A 17,920-nucleotide genomic window follows, 5' to 3' on the forward strand; every position below is an offset into this window, starting at 1 on the left:
CTAGGCCCGGAGACTCACTATCTTCCCTTGTGAAGCGGGCTAGAAAGCTGGTAAGGATTAAGCAGATATCCAAGATAGCCAGCAAGTCAAGCGCTCATAGGTAGCGAAAGCGAACTCCTGACTTGAACCCTCTTAATTATTGAGTAGCGAAACTGCTTGAAACGCTGCGCCCAAAAGGGCAAAGGGTTAAGGTGACGAACTTATTTGCTCAGTCACAGAACCAATAGACATCTCCAAAAACTTCCAAAGCCTTTACCCCATTGATTTCTGGGTTTCTAGATTTAAACTGACCTGTATGCAGAAATCAACGGTATGATAAGTATTTGACAGTATTGATGTCAAAATAAAACAAATTTATTCGGGATATTTATTTCATATTTATCACTAAATTTTGAGCCAAAACGCTCTAAATTACTAGGGCACCGATTCTCAATCTAATTAATCCACATACATAATTACGCGGTTATAACTGTCAGCCTTTAACCGAAATCTTTTGCCCGCTATCCGAAAATTTTTTACCAACCTAATTAAATGCTCTACTACGACCATTTTTTTAGCTTTTTATTGGTTTGATTGCTTGACTTTTTCTGTGATTTCTTAATTTCTGGTTTTTTTCTGAGGCGTATCAATTCGGGGGTCTCCCACTTCTGCTTTATCCCCTTGAATTTTTTGGCGATCGCTGAATTATGATCAGCGATCGCGCCAAATAATTATATCGCTAGTTATACCAGGATTTCCAACTACTACATCGACTATCTCTTGGCCTGAATGCATTACTATTAATTGGTTTTTAAAAGTGTGTTTTTTCTGCTTGCCTGAATAATTTTTTTTTGCTTTTGATAGGCTGTCGGCCTTAGCATGGGCTGCTCAGAGCTATCTACTATTAACTCGAACTCAGACAATATTTCTGATATCCATGCCCATGATGACTCATTTTTTTTAGTTTATCTACCAGAGAAGCTGGCAGCAACTCTCTTAAAATACCCAACCAGTAATGAAAGATGTAATTGGCGGCTGATTCACTGACGCCAAATTGAACTCCTAACATTTGAAAGGTTGGCAAATTATCCAAATAAACCAAAGTCAGGAGAATTTGGTCACTCAAACTTAACTTAGGCGGTCGTCCCCCGCCTGCTTTGATAATTCTAATCTTATTATTTTCTGCCGCTTCTTTTTGCTGATTCTGTAATCTTTCTGCATGACTAATTAACTCTATTAGCTGTGAGTAATCTAGTCCGACCAGCCTTTTGGCTGATTCTGGATGCTTGTCGATATAATCTCTCAGTTGGCTCATTGACCGGGTAAAATTATCTTATACCACAAGTAACACCGCTCTTGTTTTTATTTTGGAGATGTCTATTGTAGATAGATGAAATAAAAGACACTAGAAAATTAACCCTAGTGCCTAGAATTGTTATTTATCAATTAATTAATCTTTTAACCGATAAATAATCCGGAATATTGCCTTAACTTCCGGTAAGTTAATATCTATTCCTTGATTTTGCAATTCTTTGATTGCCAGTTCATAACTTAACGGTTGATTCTGATTAGCGGTAATGATTACTAATTCAGTTTTAAGGTTACGACGTTTTTTGTATTTATCAGTATTGGTAGCTTCAGAGTGACCCATTAATCGTGACCGAATAGGGGTGGATATGCCACTTCAAGCAATTGGTTGTATAAATGCCGAAAAGCATATTTCTGGTATACCGGGCATCCGTAAGATTCCATTTGACCGCCAAATTTTTGATTAAAACCATCGGCAATACTTTTCGGTTTAATGTTTTGCCGTGGCGTATAAGTTGGCAGCATAGGCTTAAAAATTTGCAAATCATTCCATAAATTTGGTAATGGCACTGGACTAATTACACGATAACCTGTTTTAGTAGATGCACCAAAATTAGTGAATTCACCAATCACCAAGGCAGCATAAGGATTGTTCTCGCGATCAGTTAATGGGTAAACAGTTTCACCGTCAGCAGTAAATGGTTTATACAAATTTTGGGCGGATGCTATTTCTGTAGGACTTAATCCATACAAAACACACATTGATGCTACCCATAGCCATGATTCACGAGCAATTCGCCAATTTTTGCAACGCAATGACGGTATTTCATCGTAAGCCAATACCATTTGAGGTAATCTTCTAAAGCAATAGATTGTTTTTCGCGAAATTCTGTTTGAACTGTGTCAATCCTGTTTATTTTTTTAATCAATTCATCAGAATTAGGGCAACGTTCACAAATGGCTTTAATTGCAATTTTGGCAACCAGAAAAGTAGCCGATCCCTGTTCACAAGATAACCAAATTTCTTTTATTTCATCCCAAATAGGATATTTATCCCAATCTGGAAATTTTTCAAAATATTTCCCATAAGCATTATAGTAGCTTGTTAAGTCACTAATGCCACCAAATTGATTAGGATCTTTAGTGCGTTTACGTCCTGTATTGCGATGCTTACCAGAAAAGTATTTATCTTCTATCTGTTGAAATATCTCACGGTAGGTTATGAGGTCATTAGCAATCTCATTCTTACCCAAGATTTCCCGGTCATACCATTCCCAAAATTCACTAGATGTTTTAATTGTCTTTAAAGCGTTAGCTACCTTATGTGCTTTCTGTAATGCTTCGATTACAGATTTTTCAGTAAATGAACTGATACCAAATTTTTTGGATGACCGTTTACCAGTTTTAGGATTAACAAATTGCAACTTGAGGCGATAGGTGTATCCCTTACCTGACTCAACCTTGGTTAAGTGGAAAGTAACCCCTTTTGGACACTCATCAGCCTTACGCTTGCAAAATTCTAAGGTTTTAGCGATTTTATCGCTGTATTCCTCATATAATCCTGATTTGGGGGTTTGATTTTTCTGACTCCTTTTTGACTCAACTACACTTTTTAGCGGTTACTGATTCAGGTTGAAACAAGGTAATATCAATTGTTTTGAGCCATACGGATACTTTTAATTTACCTAATTCCGTGCGGAATTTACCACCGTCAAAGAAATCCCCGGAGCACAATCGCGATTACCCTTGGATCAACTCCCGAACCCAGGAGTCAAGAAGGGCTTTTTGATCTAATCAGCCCCAAAGCCTCGATGGGCTCGCTCTCCAGTATCTACCCGGAAACGCTCCACAGAAGTTAAGAGGTCTCTCGCGACACCCACCAGATTTTGGAGAGAAATCGACACTTTCTGAGATTCCTGAGAAGTTTCCTGTGCCGTATGTTCAACGGCTTGCATCACCTGAGATACCGCACGAGCCACTTCATTTTGCTCCACCGTATCCGCCGTAATCGCTCGCACCAGAACATCAATCCGATTCGTCACTTGAATAATATTGTCCAGGGATTGCTTGGCTTGTTCGGAAAGCTGGGTTACTTTAATCACCTGTTGTTGACCTTCCTCCATCGCCGTCATCACGGAGTTGGTTTCCCCCTGAATTTGCATCACAATTTGCTCAATATCTTTCAGAGCCTTGGCTGAACGGTCGGCCAACTGTCGCACCTCATCAGCCACAATGGCAAAACCCTTTCCCGCTTCACCGGCACGAGCCGCTTCAATACTCGCATTCAAGGCTAGTAAGTTTGTTCGACCAGCGATCGCGTTAATCAAAGCCACAATCCTAGAAATTTCCTGAGAAGATTCTGCCAGCCGCTTCACTTTCCGGGTCGTTTCCGCCACCGTTTCTCGAACTTCCAGAATCCCACCCACCGTCTGGTCAACAGCCTCCCCACCTTTGATGGCGGCATTGGAAGCATCTTTGGCCACCGCCTCCGCTTCTCTAGCTGCTTCCGCCACCCGTTGAATCGCATCAGTCATCACCTGAACCGAATTCAGGGTCGCCGCTAATTCTTCCGCTTCCCGCAAAGCATTCGCGGCTAAATTACGGGCAAATTTCTCACTATCATTGGCTCCTTGGGTCACTTGTCGCGCCGCCAACTTCACCTGAACCACAATTTCCCGCAAGTTTTGAATCGTCAAGTTAAAAGAGTCCGCCACCGCACCCAGCACGTTCGCCGTCACCTCTGCGGCCACCGTTAAATCTCCACGAGCCGCTCCTTCCACATCATCGAGCAGTCGAATCACCTGACGCTGTAAATCTTCCTTAGCTTCCTCCATTTCTTCCGCCCGCCGCTGTGCATCTCGGGTCGTACTGAGCATGATCCGAGACATAAGATTAAATTTAGTCGCCAACTCACCGAGTTCATCTTCGGAATAAACACGAGTGGAAACATTCAGATTTCCATCAGACATGGCATCGAATTGCTTAATCAAGTCTTCAGTGGAACGCCGCATATGTTCCGCCGTCCAACGACCCAGACTAAATGTGGTTAAAAAACTGGAAGTAAGCGCCGCCCCGGTCATCAGCGCATCTCTGAGTTGACGCCCTTCAACTTGAGACGTACTATACGAAACTGTAGCCACCGCCAAAGCTGCTGCTGCCCCACCAATCAAAGAAATCCAGATTTGTTTTTGTTTGAGCGGCGCATTGTCCAAAAAACTGAGCAATGTCCCGTCCGAGCTACTACTGGAGACTTCTATTGATGGACTCTCTAAGGGCAGGGGTGGGACGTGATCTCCTGTGCCGGTAATACTAAAAATTTCCTCATCCCGGATGACAGAACCCTCAGTACCATCGGCAAAGACTAAATTATCATCCAAAATTGCTGCCGCGCTAGGATCTCCAGAAGTAAAATCAAATGCACTACCACTGGTCATCGCTCCACTGGTATCTTCTGGGAGATCAAAATTATGTAATTTGTCTACATCAAAGTCATCATCCCAATTATCTAAAAAGTCAACATGATGGCGAGAGGATACACCATATGCTGAATCGGCCAAATCATCCTCATCAAAAGCAGCATCAAACTCATCATCATCTAAAGCAAAACTAGAGATTTCGCCTTTGCCATTATTAGAAGATTTAGAATTAAACGTTGCTGGTTTGGCGGAGGATTTGTCCGTATTGCTAAATGGACTGGCTTCGTTCGACAGAGAAAGCTGAATTTTAGAAGATTCGTTCGCGGAGCGTTGCGGATGCAACATCGCTTGAGAGGCTCGGGATTCTAATTCTTGAGTTCCCATTAACAAAGTCGCCCCTTCACCCATCAAATCCTCTTCCTCATCCATGAATTCATGGGGTCGTGAACCATTAATAATTTCTGGTTCGTCCATTTGGAAAAAATCGTCATCATCAGCAAAGGCATCTTCAGGAAAATCATCATCAGAGACGGACTCTAAATTTTCCGGCTCGGACATCAACCCTGGAGATGGGGAAATTTCCTCAGAGGATCTAGCGGCATTACTCGCCGAGATAGGTTCTAAGGATTCTGGTTCTAATTCGCCGCTTTTGACCTCTTCATATTCTTCATATTCTTCATATTCTTCATATTCTCGATCATCAAAGGCAAAAGCATCATCAAAATCATCAAATGCATCGTCAAAATCTTCGACTTCTTCTGCCTCGGAATCATCTAAGATTCCTGCTTGTGGCTGGGGAGATAAGTCAGGGACTTCTTCATTTTCTTCATCAGATTCACCGAGCAAATCAGGCATTTCTTCTGTCGGTAAAAAGTCTGGTAAATCCGTTAAGCCTGAATTGGCCCATTCAGTTTCTTCAACAGCCGCCAGTAGTTCTTCATCAATCGCAAATGGATCATCTTCAAAGGCTTCGCTGTCTCGATCATCTAAAGTAAAACTTCCTGACGTATTAAATGGATTATCTTGAGCTAATTCGTCGTAATCTTCGTCAGGAATGAATTCCCCATCCATGTCCTGATCAAAGACTGGGGCAAATTCAGCAGTTTGTAATTCCAAGTCTTCTGATGGGTCGGAGGCAACCGCATGAAACACCGATCCCCCCATGTTTTCTAACACATCAGTCACGAGGTCGGGATCTTGGGCAATCTCTATATTTTCTGGGGCTTCATTTTGTGCTGGAGATTCCAGTTCCTCAAATTGCTGGGCATCATTGAGAACCACAGAGTGAGCTTGTTGCGGAAATTCGACACCGTTTTCTGAGAATGATTCGGATTCCTCTAAGTCGTAATCGATGTTCTCTGGCAGGGGATCCAGTTCATCTAGGCTATAGTCCCCGGTTTCGGCCAATGGATCTAGTTCATCTAGGCTATAGTCCCCGGTTTCCGCCAATGGATCTAGTTCATCTAGACTATAGTCCCCGGTTTCGGCCAATGGATCTAGTTCATCTAGACTATAGTCATGGCTGTTGAGCGAAGCGGCTGGATCTTCTTGAAGGTAAGGAACGTCGTGTTCCAAATCATTCAGATCCTCTAAAGAGTTTTCATTATATGAGGTTAAATCGTGTAGTCCTTGCGGGTATTCTTCTGTAGACATATCAGAAGACAGCAACCCAGCTTGATTGGCATATTGCTCACTGTAAGCCAACCAGTTGGTGGCTTCCTCGACCAGGGCGGGATCTTCAGTCAAACTGAGGACATATTCATAGCGTTCTCGTGCGACATCGTACTGCTCCAATCCATAATAAATATGACCTTGAAGCAGCCATAAATTTGGATCATCTTGAAAATGATCTACTAATCCATTGATAATTTCAGCCGCCGTTGAGTAGTCACCATTCTCGTATGCTGTATATGCTTTCGCATAGTCGTTTGCATAATCAGTGCTTAATTCCATCTCCTGCCTCCTGCCGGTACAAGGGTTTCATCCCGCAGGGTTATGATTTCACCCTGGTTATTAATTTATATATTTGCTATATTTGCGGTGTTTGTTGCAGGCCAACCAAGCTGAAAGGCTGTTCCCCTGGCGATCGCCCCAAACAAAGGTCAGCGCTGCAACGTTGGTTAGCTTGCCCAATGTTTTGGGCGGAGAATCTCTCCTTGATCCAGCAATCGGAGAATCCTTTGGGACTCTTCACCAAATACCCATTCACCTCGGAGAAACGGCCTCATCGTTTCAGTAACAGAATTCGGCTGAATTAAAGACTTTACATCCAGCCAGTCTGTATCTCCAATTCGGTCAACCGCTAATCCTAGTATAATGTCTGAGTCTTCAACTGCAATCACAGGAATTTCTGAGCGATCCGTTTTTAACGGACTGACATCCCCAAGTAATTGCCCGAGATCCGCCACCCAAATCACGCGGCCCCGTAAATTTAATGTCCCCAACAGAAAAGGAGATACATTGGGAATGGGAGTAATTTCTTCAGATCCAGCTTCGATCACCTCGCGAATCCCTGTGGCGGGTAAAGCAAACTCATCCCCAGAAGATATATAGAACCTTAGATATAACTCACCTTCAGGTGTTTGAATCTCCTGAAATTCTGCCGCTTCACTGCCTATGTTGAAATCCGGATTTCCTACCATTGCTTCTGTGCTTACCCTCGTAGTAGCTGTTTGACAGTTCCCACTAGCTCAGTTGGTTGAAAGGGTTTAGCAATATAAGCATCAGCGCCTTGCTTCATCCCCCAATAGCGATCGAATTCTTCCCCTTTGGATGAACACATAACCACGAGGATATGTTGGGTTTTAGGGTCAGATTTCAACCGCCGACAGACTTCATAACCATTCATCCGGGGCATCACAATGTCTAAAACCACTATATCTGGCGGTTGAGCTTGGATTGTTTCCAAGGCTTCCAACCCATCTGTCGCGACTGTGACGGTTAAACCACTCTTTTTCAGGAGGTCTGTGATCATCTCCCGTTGCGTCAGACTGTCTTCCACAACTAGAACGTTGCTCATCACTTCCTACCTACTTGCTGCCTCAAAATATTCACGGGAAAATTAACGGGAAAGCTCCACCGAGCCTGCCCAACTGGATATAATGTCACCTGCCCTACAGAACCAGTCGATAGGGATTTGGGGTCAATGATTAACTTTGGCGATCGCCATAGCTCCAGTATTGGCATTTGTTTCGGTAGAATTTGAAATAGATATGATTATATTGGCACTTTTACCCGTTACCATAACAGAAAATGGCCCCCAAGAGCGAAATTGCTCTATTGACACATCGAGTTATCACCATATTATAGATTTACATACATTTTGCTCATGTTTTGATTTTGCTCCATTGTCTTGGTTAATCTGACAATAGGTTTCGAGATTCAAGGTATTGGGGTTTGCCGGATGCCACTGGAGGGGATGCTCTGGCTTTTAGTCATTTGGCTTTTAGTCATGCTGGGGGTTCTCTTCGCCAACCCTCGCGGTTTCCACCGGTGAAAACGAAGCTAGACATCCCTTGGCACCTTATGGCAATCCTGACCCCTGAGCATTTGGAGCCTGACTTTTTCGACTGGGGGAAGCCTTGACGATTTCGGTAATTGATATTTATGGATATTTGTCGATCGATTTTTAACGCTTTTTTACGCTAAATTGACTCAGACCAAGGCAACTCCATAAATTTTTTTAATCAATCGGTTTTTTTGCATATGGTCATTCTGGGTGATGCACAGCAATGTATCCGTAATGTCTCCGGTGATGAATTAAACTGGCGTATCAAATGTATCAGCCAACAAAATTTCTGGCTCTGGGCGATCGGGATCTCCAGAGCCAATATATTTTTCAATCAGCATCAGCAGTTCACTTTCTCCAAAGGGTTTTGTTAAATAGTCATTGGCTCCAATCATTCGCGCTTTAATCCGATTAATAAAGCCATCTAGACCCGTCAACATAATCATCGGAGTTAGGCGAAAAGCGTTAGATTGGCGGAGCATGGCACAAATTTCATAACCATCAAGTTCGGGCATAGTAATATCACAAAGAATCAAGTCAGGCTTTAATTGAAATACCAGACTCAGAGCTTTTAAAGGATTGACAATTGCCGTAACTTCATAGCCATGTTGCTGAAGAATATACTCTACGGTTTTGCCAATGCTCACATCATCATCAATGCAAACAACTCTGGGAATTGCTGAAGGAGATTTCCAAGAAAATTTTGATGAACTTAAATCCGCATCCTCATTTTTGGCTTCTGGATAAAATAATTGCACTAATCCTAGCTGCACGAAGGGATAAATTGCTCGGGCCACGGTGAGAATATCGCGATTTAAATAACGGGACATTTGCCGCAGAGTTGTCGTGCCATCCGCCCAGCGACTTAGACTTTTAAAGGTATTTTCCGGCAAAGCTTGGCGTAACTGAAGAACATCAGAAATCACGGGACACTGATTAGGAGATTGAATATGAGGATAAAACTGGTTCCACTCCTGAACCTGCTTAATCATTTTTGTCAGTAAAGGAGAAATTTCCAGAGAAACTAATTGGGGAGCTAGGGCGGATCCGATTTCAAAAATAAATGATCCTTGATGGAGACTTAAGAGATCAAATAAAGTTTCTCGAATCATCCCTTGGACAATACTGCGCCCTTGAGATGGGGTGATAATCTGCTCTTCTAATAAAGCCCAAAGATAGCCATACTCCAGTGCATTCGTAGAGGAAATCGACATGGATTGGGTGCTATCTAAGCTGTTCTCTAGATTGTAACGCCGCAGATAGTCTCGCAAACGAGATAACTTGACATTCGGATCGGCAGCATAGACGATTTGTCCGTTAGAGACAAATACAAACCAAGAACCTGTTGATAAAGAACGTCCAGATATTGCTCGATGAATTGTTCTCGGTCCCAAGACAACACTGTGACCAGATCGATAGGTTTCCACAAACAATTCGCCGGTTCGTTGCCCTAACTCCACGAGTTGCAGTATGCTGCGGATGTCGATTTCATTTAAATTGCCCTGCATTCAACTAAAAGTTTCTCCTTAAAAACTGTTTAAAACTAGAGGTTTGCTGGCGATTAACGCTGTTTAATCGTGAAATTCCGCTATGATGTCATATGAACTGAAGGCTAGACTTTTTTTAAACGATTTGAAATGACTGACATTTTTTGAGAGGAATCAGCGATCGGGATGATGATTCTACTGTGAATGACGGATCAACTTCATAATTTGTTGATGGAAATTTAATCAGGACTTTAATCGAGGTCTATTCAGCAAAGAATAAATCAGCAGAAATCAGGAGAAATGATGTCCACAAATCAGGTTTGATGAGGATCATTTCCGGGAGATATCTCGCACAAGTGAGATGTGATATGAACTTCAAAAACCATTGGCTCCCATTGGCTAGGGATGACTGAGGTCATTACCACGGTTTTGACAGAAAATCATTCACAAGATCATTCACAAGATTTCTAGGGGCTGTAGGGGCGAGAAAGCAATAACTGATTGCGCGAATGCTTCGCCCCCTCAGCCACGCCTAACCCTTGCGGCGATCGCCTGGGATGGTCTGATGGCAACCACGAGAACATCCTCCGCTTCAGACACTCACAACCCTAAAAGGGTTCTGGATAACTGATTTGCCTCCCCCCCCGTCCCTCCTTTGGCCACCGATCGACCCGGCAGCGAAGACAGAGATGACCCACCAGTCGCCTACTAATGCGCGTGTCATAGTTTTCTGAGTGGGCGGGAATCATCAAAAACCAATCACTGCTGGTTATCATAACTGTGATTAATGTGCTAATAAAAGATGTTATACCCGATTGTATTGAGTTCCAAATTGGCTTATTCCAGCAATTGTTGCTTGGGTCAGCCCCAGAAGTGAACTCAACTGTGGTCTAATGGTCGTCAGACTCAACTACTATAGAGAAGTGTGTGCGATTCGTTCACGCGAAAAGCGGATGGTAAATCCTGAAACGTGCGATTGGTAATGGTTTCGGAAGACCTAGTGAACTAATAGGCTACTGCCTAAATCGTAGTCACGAAATCCATTAGCGCGACCTGAACTGGTCGTTTGGTAAGTAGGGTCGGCCCTACTAGGGGAGTCACACCCCCTACCCTCGCGGAAAATACCATAAAAGGTATGGTCACGCCCTAGTAGGTAACGAAACAGGCGGAATGCAGACCCCGAACGTAGCCGAAGCCAGCAGCCTAAGCCGGTTAGGAGCAAGAGGGACTCTCTCAATGGTGAATGAAAATGAATTGCCATTCAAACTGCGTCATCGTGAAACGAGCCAAATAAGGCTGACAGGCTCGAACCAAAAGGTAAAGTGGGTGGCCTTGGTGCTTAATGGTCATCAAGGCGTGTGGCCAAACTCTCACCGCAGAAGAGGCAGCACCTAACGAGAGGACGGACAATCAAACGACACAACAGGGTAAGCCCTACAGAGTCTATGGGAAGGTCGAATCCCATAGTAAGCAGACCGCAAGGAAGGCAGAACTCTCTGGAGGGTAGAGGATGAGGCAAAAAGCGAAAGCATCCCTGTAATGGGGAGATAGGGGTTCAAAATTTGCCCCTGACCGAAAGGAACAGCAGACTTGCCTTGGGTCTTATGAGAAAGAGACCAGACAGTAAAAACCATATCTGAGGACAAGTTAGATGTCGCAGCTAAAAGCAACAAACGGACCAAAGAAGCCACTGGAAGATTGGAGCCAAATTAACTGGCAAAAAGTCAACAAGCTGGTTAGGAACTTACGTCAAAGAATCTTTCTCGCGAGAAAACTTGGTAACTTTCGCAAACTAAGAAGTTTGCAAAAGTTGATGTTAAGAAGCCACGCCAACTTACTATTGTCAGTGAGGAAAATCACCCAAACCAATAAAGGAAAAGCAACGGCAGGAATTGACAAGGAAATAGTCAATACCCCAGAACAAAGGGTGAAGCTGGTAAACAACTGGAATGGCGGAACTCAAAGCCCAACCAAACGGGTAATGATACCAAAGCCAAACGGAAAGATACGACCGCTAGGAATCCCAACCGTGCGTGACAGAATCGAACAGGCAATAGTAATGAATGCATTAGAACCCGAATGGGAACCCGTGTTTGAGCCAAACTCCTACGGATTCAGACCCGGAAGAAGCTGTCAAGATGCCATTGGACTTTTATGCGACTTCAAAAAGGCAGAGACACTTGGGTTCTAGAAGCTGACATCAAAGGATTTTTCGATAATATTGCCCATGAATCCATCTTGAAACAATTAGGAAACCTACCTAAACGGGATTTAATCCAAAGATGGTTAAAAGCTGGCTATGTTCTCAAAGGGGATATCAACCCCACAAAGACGGGAACACCGCAAGGTGGGGTAATCTCACCCCTACTGGCCAACATTGGACTGCATGGTTTGGAACAATTCATTAAAACCACCAACCCAAAACTAGGCATCGTGCGGTATGCAGACGACTTTATAGTCACTGCTAAAGACAAAGGAAGTCTTGAAAAAGCCCAGACCAGAATCCAGCAATGGTTATCAGAAAGAGGACTTGAATTAAGCACGGAGAAAACGGTTATTACATCAATAGAAAAGGGCTTTGACTTTCTCGGTTTCAACCACCGCCACTATAACGGCAAACTGCTTATCAAGCCATCCAAAAAGAAGGTTTTAGCCTTCTGTAAAAGGATAGGCGAAGAAATAAAGGCAATGAATGGTTGTGAACAGGAAGTAGTCATTAAAAAGCTAAATCCGATTCTCCGAGGTTTTGCTAACTACTACAAAGGGGTAGTGAGCAAAGTAACCTTCAGCTACATCTCATCAAGAGTGTGGTACTACCTTTGGAGTTGGGCGAAGCGTCGGCATCCCAACAAAAACACAAAATGGATTCGGAAACGTTACTTTAAGACCATAAAAGGCAATAAGTGGACGTTCGCCTGTACAGGTACAGACAAACGGCGAGGGAAAGAGGTTGAAATAATTCTCTACCCAATAACTTACACTCCAATCGAGCGCCATGTAAAGGTCAAAGGGGAAGCGTCACCGGACGATCCGAGCCTCAAGGAATACTGGAAAAAACGTCACCAGAAATATGGTAAGAGCTACTGGGAGAAAAATTCCCGGAATTATAAAATCGCCCAAAACCAAAACTGGAAATGCCCTATCTGTGGCGAACCTTTATTCAACGGTGAGGAAATTGAAACCCATCATATAACACCTGTTGCAGAAGGCGGACAAAACGACATTGAAAACCTTGTGCATCTACACCAAGCGTGTCATAAGCAGGTACACAGCAAATCCAAGTCCAATCGCTTGAAATAAGGCTTGAGCCGGATGATACGAAAGTGTCAAGTCCGGTTCTTAGGGGCTAATCTTGTAGGGGTTTGCTCAACACACTCACGGTCTTAAGCAAACCTCTGCGTGTAGATCCGCGATTGATCCGATATAGCAGTCCTATATCAGTTGTGGAATTGTAGGGGTAACAGGTTTGGCAAGCGTGAGCTTACCCCTAAACGCGCAGGGGCTTGCCACCGCGCAAAAGGATTTGCCCCGACAAAAATATTACGATTGAAATAGGATTGCTATATCAGCTAAGATGAAAATTCCCGGAGTGCTTGAGGCAATCATCCCATGACAGAGTTTATCACCCAAGGAAAATTTCGACCCCAGGTAAAAAAAGTCTAGAAAAAGCATACAACTTGGCGATTAACAAGCCGAATCTATCTTTTTCCCAGTGTATGGGTAACAGTTTTCGTCAAACAGTAGCGGGTATATTTGCTCATCCAGAAATGAATCAAGAGATCATGTTGTCAGGACACATTCAGGCAACGATGGAACGAGCCGAAGCAACGGTTGGGGAATATGTGATCGCCGCGCAAGACACAACTTATTACAACTACTCAGGACATAAAAAAATGTCTGGGTTAGGGGTAATACAAGGGAATGTCCGAGGATTGATGCAACATAATGTACTACTGCTCAATGAACAAGGTTTACCCCTAGGACTCTTAGGACAACAATACTGGACTCGAGACGGAGGTTTAGACCTGCCAGAAGGAGAAAAAGAAAGTAGTAAATGGCTCAAGGGGTTGAATGCCATCAATCAGCAAGCCAGTCAATCGAGCAAACGCTTTGTGACCGTAGAAGATAGAGAAGGAGATGTTTTTAGTTTTTTTAAAGCCGAACGAAAGACAAATGTAGATCTGCTCGTCAGGGTATATCAAGCTCGTAATTTGGAAATCGTCAGCAGTAATATAGTCTGCCAATTGCCCGATGTGTCGTCTCACTTGCCCGACTATGGAACCCAACGAGTACGCATTTATCGTCAAAACCGGGAAGTAGAACTGATTCTTCGCTTACGGGCAGGGGCAGTCAATGTTTATCCAGATAAAAATTTGAGTGCCAACAAGCATAAAACCCAAGGTTTATCTTTGGTGGTCGCCCAAGAGATCGGTTGTATCGATCCCAAAACAAACGAAGATATCTTCTGTTCAGAAGATGCAGCCACATGGTATTTACTGACCAGTCTTCCGATTGCCACTACCAGTAATGTCCAAAGGGTGACTCGATTTTATGCCCTGCGATGGCGGGTAGAACGCTTTCATTACACTCTTAAGTCTGGTGCTTTACAGGTGGAAAAATTACAAGCAAGATGATATTCAGACATTGATTAACTCCTTGGCTTTTTATTCGGTCGTGGCTTGGCAGATTCTCGCTCTTACTTATGCCGTCAGAGAAAACCCAGACCAAAGTGCCAGTATTCTGTTTGATGAGTCTGAGGTGATTCTGTTAGAAAAAGTATCTTCTAAAAAAATCATCTCTATACGTGATGCTGTCTTAGCTGTGGCCAAAATTGTCGGCTTTGCACCTACCAAAAAGCAACCATACCCTGGGGTTAAAGTCCTAGCTACTGCAATCGAAAGATTTTTCTTTATTAAGCTTGGTTCTACTGCATGAATCAAAACCCCTACAAGATTAGCTTAGGGGAGGGGAGGGGAGTAATCCCTGAACCTTACCCGACTAACTGTGGTCTTGTTGGCCTAATGGAGGTCAATTACTCGGATTTCCTGGGATATTCCCAGGGGTAGTTAGGCATCAGCCCCACCCGGAGACTCACTATCAATGGTGTGAAGCGGGCTGAAAAGGTGGTAACTCTTAACCAGTAGGAGAATCCCAACGAGCCAATTAGCTATGGTCAGCCGTGAGGCTTTCTGTCCGACTTGAACCCTCTCGACTATAAAGTAGCGAAATCTGGTTGATACGCTGCGTTCAAAAAGAACATGGGGAATGGGTAGACGTTTACACTTTACGCCTACAAAGATACGGAGCTGTATGTCTCATGTATTAAAGAAATCCCACAAGTACCCAGGGGGAGAGGGCAGCACAAGAAAGCTAATAAACCCAAGACCACGGAACGAAGTGTGCGACCTGAACTGGTCAGATGAAACGGGACTCCCAGTCCCCTAGGGATTTTCACCCCTAGCCCTCGTGGAAAGGACTCAGTGAGTCCGGTCACGGCCTAGTAGGTAACGAAACAGCCGGAATGCAGACCCCAAAAGTAGCCAAAACTGCTAGGGATTAAGCGGTGAGGAGCAAGAGGGAAGAGGTGGAAGGTTGAACATAGTCCATAGCTACTGATTAAACTACGTGATACGTGAAACAGCCAAATTATCCCTGACAGGCTGTAGCCAAAAACGGCAAAGAAGGTAGTTCTGAATGGTACTTCGTTATTCAGAAGTGAAAACAAAACCCTTCCGTAGAATAGGTAGTCAACCTAACCACATCAATAACTTCAAATGACGCAACAGGGTAAGCCCTACAGAGTCTTAAGGGAGGTCGAAACCTTAAGTAGGTCTGAGGCAACAAAGACGGAAATCTCTGGAGGGTAGAAGATGAGGGAAAAAGCGAACGCTGCCCTGTAATGGGGTAGATAGGGGTTCAAAATTTGCCCCCGAACGAAAGTAATAGCAGACTTCCCTTGGGTCTTACACGAAAGAAACAATGACACAAGAAACCTCAAACGGAGTCATAAGTTAGATGTCAAGAACAATCTTGATAAATGGAGATAACGGACAACTTAAGGACTGGTCACAGGTGAACTGGAAGAAAATCCGAAAGAATGTCAGGAATCTAAGACAAAGAATCTTTCGTGCCAGAAAACTTGGTCAGTGGAAGCAATTGAGAAGATTGCAGAAATTGATGATAAAAAGCCGTTCAAACCTACTGCTTAGTGTCAGACAAATTACTCAGGTTAACACCGGAAAGCAAACGGCAGGGATAGACAAGGAGGTAATAAACACCCCTGCACAGCGAGTAAAACTTGTCAATGAGTGGAAAATGCCAAAAGCATCACCCACAGGGTGTACATACCCAAATCAAATGGTAAGAAACGTCCTTTAGGCATCCCAACCATAAAGGATAGAGTCGCACAAGCAATAGTCAAAAATTCATTAGAACCAGAATGGGAAGCAGTGTTTGAAGCCAACTCTTATGGCTTCAGACCCGGTAGAAACTGCCAAGACGCCATAGGACAATGTTGGATTAGACTCAACACAAGTCCCACTTGCGGCGGACACAAATGGGTTCTAGACGCTGACATCAAAGGGTTCTTTGATAACATTGCCCATGAAACCATTATGGAAATGATAGGTTTTGTTCCACGTGGAAAACTTATCAAGGACTGGCTAGAAGCTGGGTTTATCGATGAAGGTAAATACAACCCCACAGAGACAGGTACACCTCAAGGTGGTGTCATAAGTCCACTATTAGCAAATATTGGATTGCATGGGTTAGAAACAGTCATTAAACAAGCTAACCCAAAGCTAGGCATCATTCGGTATGCAGACGACTTTGTTGTTACATCAAAGGACAAAGAATCGCTTGAAAATGCACTTACCCAGAGCGAGCAATGGTTATCAGAAAGAGGACTAAAAATCAGCGATGAGAAAACAAAAATGGTTCACATTGATGATGGATTCAATTTCTTGGGGTTCAACATACGCCAATACAATGGCAAATGTTTAATTAAACCCCAGAAAGAAAAAGTATTGGCATTCTGTAAAAAGATAGGACAGACTCTATCCGAAATGAAAGCCAACACACAAGAACAAGTCATCAATAGAATAAACCCACTTCTCAGAGGTTTTGCGAACTACTACAGAGGTGTGGTTAGCAAAGAAACCTTTAGCTACATCAATTATCGAGTGTGGCAATACCTCTGGCGTTGGTCTCTAAGGCGGCATCCCAACAAACCAAAAAAATGGGTGAAAAATCGCTACTTTAAGCGATATAGAGGAGTTGATTGGATGTTCATGTGTCAGGGAACTGGTAGAAAAGGCAAGGAAAAATCCGAAATCTTATACGACATCAGCAAAACCCCAATTGTCAGGCACATCAAAGTCAAAGGTCAGGCAAGTCCAGACGACCCTACCCTCCGGGAATACTGGCATAATCGAAGCATCAAAAACGGGAAAAACCACTGGGCAAAAGGCTCAAAATACGAGCAAATAGCCAAATTCCAGGAATGGAAATGCCCGATATGTGGAGACAGCTTATTCAATGGAGAAGAAATCGAAACCCATCACATAATACCCGTGAAAGATGGTGGCTCAGACGGCCCTGAGAATCTTATCCACTTACACAAAGCGTGTCATAAACAAGTACATACAAATCCAAGTTATCTGGCTGGAAGTAAGGCTTGAGCCGTGTGATGCGAAGAGTGTCACGCACGGTTCTTAGGGGAGGGGAGGAAGGTGACTTCCGAACCTTACCCGCTCGCAAGCCTATATGGGGAAGGGATGTCTCTGAAAGCCTTCGGACTGGGGTAATGCCTAGTATATGCAGACCTTGTGACGGCTGCAAAATCAACCCAACAGATTAACCCTATAATGCTTAGAGCCACCTGTATAGGTAGGATAATGATAACGGTCATGCGTACAGGGAGTAAAAACTGAGTGAGTAACTGCCCTCACGATGCATGCGAATGCAAAACGTCTAACGGTCGTAACCATCAAGGCGGTGACACGGAAGGGGTAAAATGGTAAGTTGTGCCAAAACGGATGACGCGAGTTGCCGGAGTAGGAGCCAAGGAAAGGCACGTGCAGTCAGGAGCGGAATGCCGCGAAAGTGGCACGTTCCGTTCTGTACGGGAGGTAGGGGAAGCGATTCCCCTATCGACCCTACCAACCACTGGCCTGTAAACTAGATTAACAAAGAGTTGACTGACCCACGGGCAAGGTCTGGTT

15 protein-coding genes and 1 pseudogene are annotated in these 17,920 nt (G+C 43.8%); 7 read left to right on the plus strand and 9 right to left on the minus strand.

What is annotated here, in order from left to right; all coding sequences use genetic code 11:
- Positions 1-690: 690 nt before the first annotated feature.
- The 9 genes and pseudogenes from ABWT76_RS22765 to ABWT76_RS22805 all read right to left on the minus strand — a co-directional run.
- A pseudogene (locus tag ABWT76_RS22765) lies at positions 691-789 on the minus strand (hypothetical protein); the annotation flags it as partial.
- 94 nt (positions 790-883) lie between these two features.
- Positions 884-1,294 carry a transposase family protein gene (locus ABWT76_RS22770; RefSeq protein ID WP_054470177.1) on the minus strand — a complete coding sequence of 137 codons (411 nt, stop codon included), beginning with the start codon at positions 1,292-1,294 and terminating at the stop codon, positions 884-886.
- Between the two features lie 135 nt (positions 1,295-1,429).
- Complete coding sequence (locus ABWT76_RS22775) at positions 1,430-1,630, minus strand: hypothetical protein (RefSeq protein WP_054470175.1); 201 nt, start codon at positions 1,628-1,630, stop codon at positions 1,430-1,432.
- On the minus strand, positions 1,630-2,049 hold the full coding sequence (locus ABWT76_RS22780) for a hypothetical protein (protein ID WP_054470173.1): 420 nt from the start codon (positions 2,047-2,049) through the stop codon (positions 1,630-1,632). The genes ABWT76_RS22775 and ABWT76_RS22780 overlap by 1 nt, the downstream gene beginning before the upstream one ends.
- A 5-nt stretch (positions 2,050-2,054) precedes the next feature.
- Complete coding sequence (locus ABWT76_RS22785) at positions 2,055-2,711, minus strand: hypothetical protein (protein ID WP_054470170.1); 657 nt, start codon at positions 2,709-2,711, stop codon at positions 2,055-2,057.
- A gap of 366 nt (positions 2,712-3,077) precedes the next feature.
- Positions 3,078-6,656 carry a methyl-accepting chemotaxis protein gene (locus ABWT76_RS22790; protein WP_354634995.1) on the minus strand — a complete coding sequence of 1,193 codons (3,579 nt, stop codon included), beginning with the start codon at positions 6,654-6,656 and terminating at the stop codon, positions 3,078-3,080.
- Between the two features lie 167 nt (positions 6,657-6,823).
- Entirely contained in the window at positions 6,824-7,345 is a 522-nt protein-coding gene (locus ABWT76_RS22795; protein ID WP_054470166.1) for a CheW domain-containing protein, read from the minus strand.
- 11 nt (positions 7,346-7,356) lie between these two features.
- Complete coding sequence (locus ABWT76_RS22800; protein WP_054470163.1) at positions 7,357-7,722, minus strand: response regulator transcription factor; 366 nt, start codon at positions 7,720-7,722, stop codon at positions 7,357-7,359.
- A gap of 740 nt (positions 7,723-8,462) precedes the next feature.
- The gene (locus ABWT76_RS22805; protein ID WP_054470161.1) at positions 8,463-9,719 is read right to left on the minus strand and encodes a response regulator; all 1,257 of its coding nucleotides are present in this window, start codon (positions 9,717-9,719) and stop codon (positions 8,463-8,465) included.
- 1,630 nt (positions 9,720-11,349) lie between these two features.
- On the opposite strand from ABWT76_RS22805, the gene ABWT76_RS22810 reads away from it, so the two are divergent.
- The 7 genes from ABWT76_RS22810 to ABWT76_RS22840 all read left to right on the plus strand — a co-directional run bounded on the left by ABWT76_RS22810 (position 11,350) and on the right by ABWT76_RS22840 (position 17,875).
- On the plus strand, positions 11,350-11,889 hold the full coding sequence (locus ABWT76_RS22810; protein ID WP_255353291.1) for a reverse transcriptase N-terminal domain-containing protein: 540 nt from the start codon (positions 11,350-11,352) through the stop codon (positions 11,887-11,889).
- Positions 11,853-12,998, plus strand: a complete 1,146-nt coding sequence (locus tag ABWT76_RS22815; RefSeq protein ID WP_354634997.1) for a reverse transcriptase domain-containing protein — start codon at positions 11,853-11,855, stop codon at positions 12,996-12,998. The genes ABWT76_RS22810 and ABWT76_RS22815 overlap by 37 nt, the downstream gene beginning before the upstream one ends.
- Before the next feature lie 416 nt (positions 12,999-13,414).
- The gene (locus tag ABWT76_RS22820; protein WP_054470481.1) at positions 13,415-14,332 is read left to right on the plus strand and encodes an IS4 family transposase; all 918 of its coding nucleotides are present in this window, start codon (positions 13,415-13,417) and stop codon (positions 14,330-14,332) included.
- A 10-nt stretch (positions 14,333-14,342) separates the two neighbouring features.
- The gene (locus ABWT76_RS22825; protein ID WP_054470484.1) at positions 14,343-14,633 is read left to right on the plus strand and encodes a hypothetical protein; all 291 of its coding nucleotides are present in this window, start codon (positions 14,343-14,345) and stop codon (positions 14,631-14,633) included.
- Positions 14,634-15,713: 1,080 nt separating this feature from the next.
- On the plus strand, positions 15,714-16,076 hold the full coding sequence (locus tag ABWT76_RS22830; RefSeq protein ID WP_354634998.1) for a reverse transcriptase N-terminal domain-containing protein: 363 nt from the start codon (positions 15,714-15,716) through the stop codon (positions 16,074-16,076).
- Positions 16,007-17,377, plus strand: a complete 1,371-nt coding sequence (ltrA, locus tag ABWT76_RS22835; protein WP_354634999.1) for a group II intron reverse transcriptase/maturase — start codon at positions 16,007-16,009, stop codon at positions 17,375-17,377. The genes ABWT76_RS22830 and ltrA overlap by 70 nt, the downstream gene beginning before the upstream one ends.
- Positions 17,378-17,722: 345 nt before the next feature.
- The gene (locus ABWT76_RS22840; protein ID WP_156331685.1) at positions 17,723-17,875 is read left to right on the plus strand and encodes a hypothetical protein; all 153 of its coding nucleotides are present in this window, start codon (positions 17,723-17,725) and stop codon (positions 17,873-17,875) included.
- Positions 17,876-17,920: the final 45 nt, after the last annotated feature.

The organism is Planktothricoides raciborskii GIHE-MW2, assembly GCF_040564635.1.
Lineage (GTDB): Bacteria > Cyanobacteriota > Cyanobacteriia > Cyanobacteriales > Laspinemataceae > Planktothricoides > Planktothricoides raciborskii.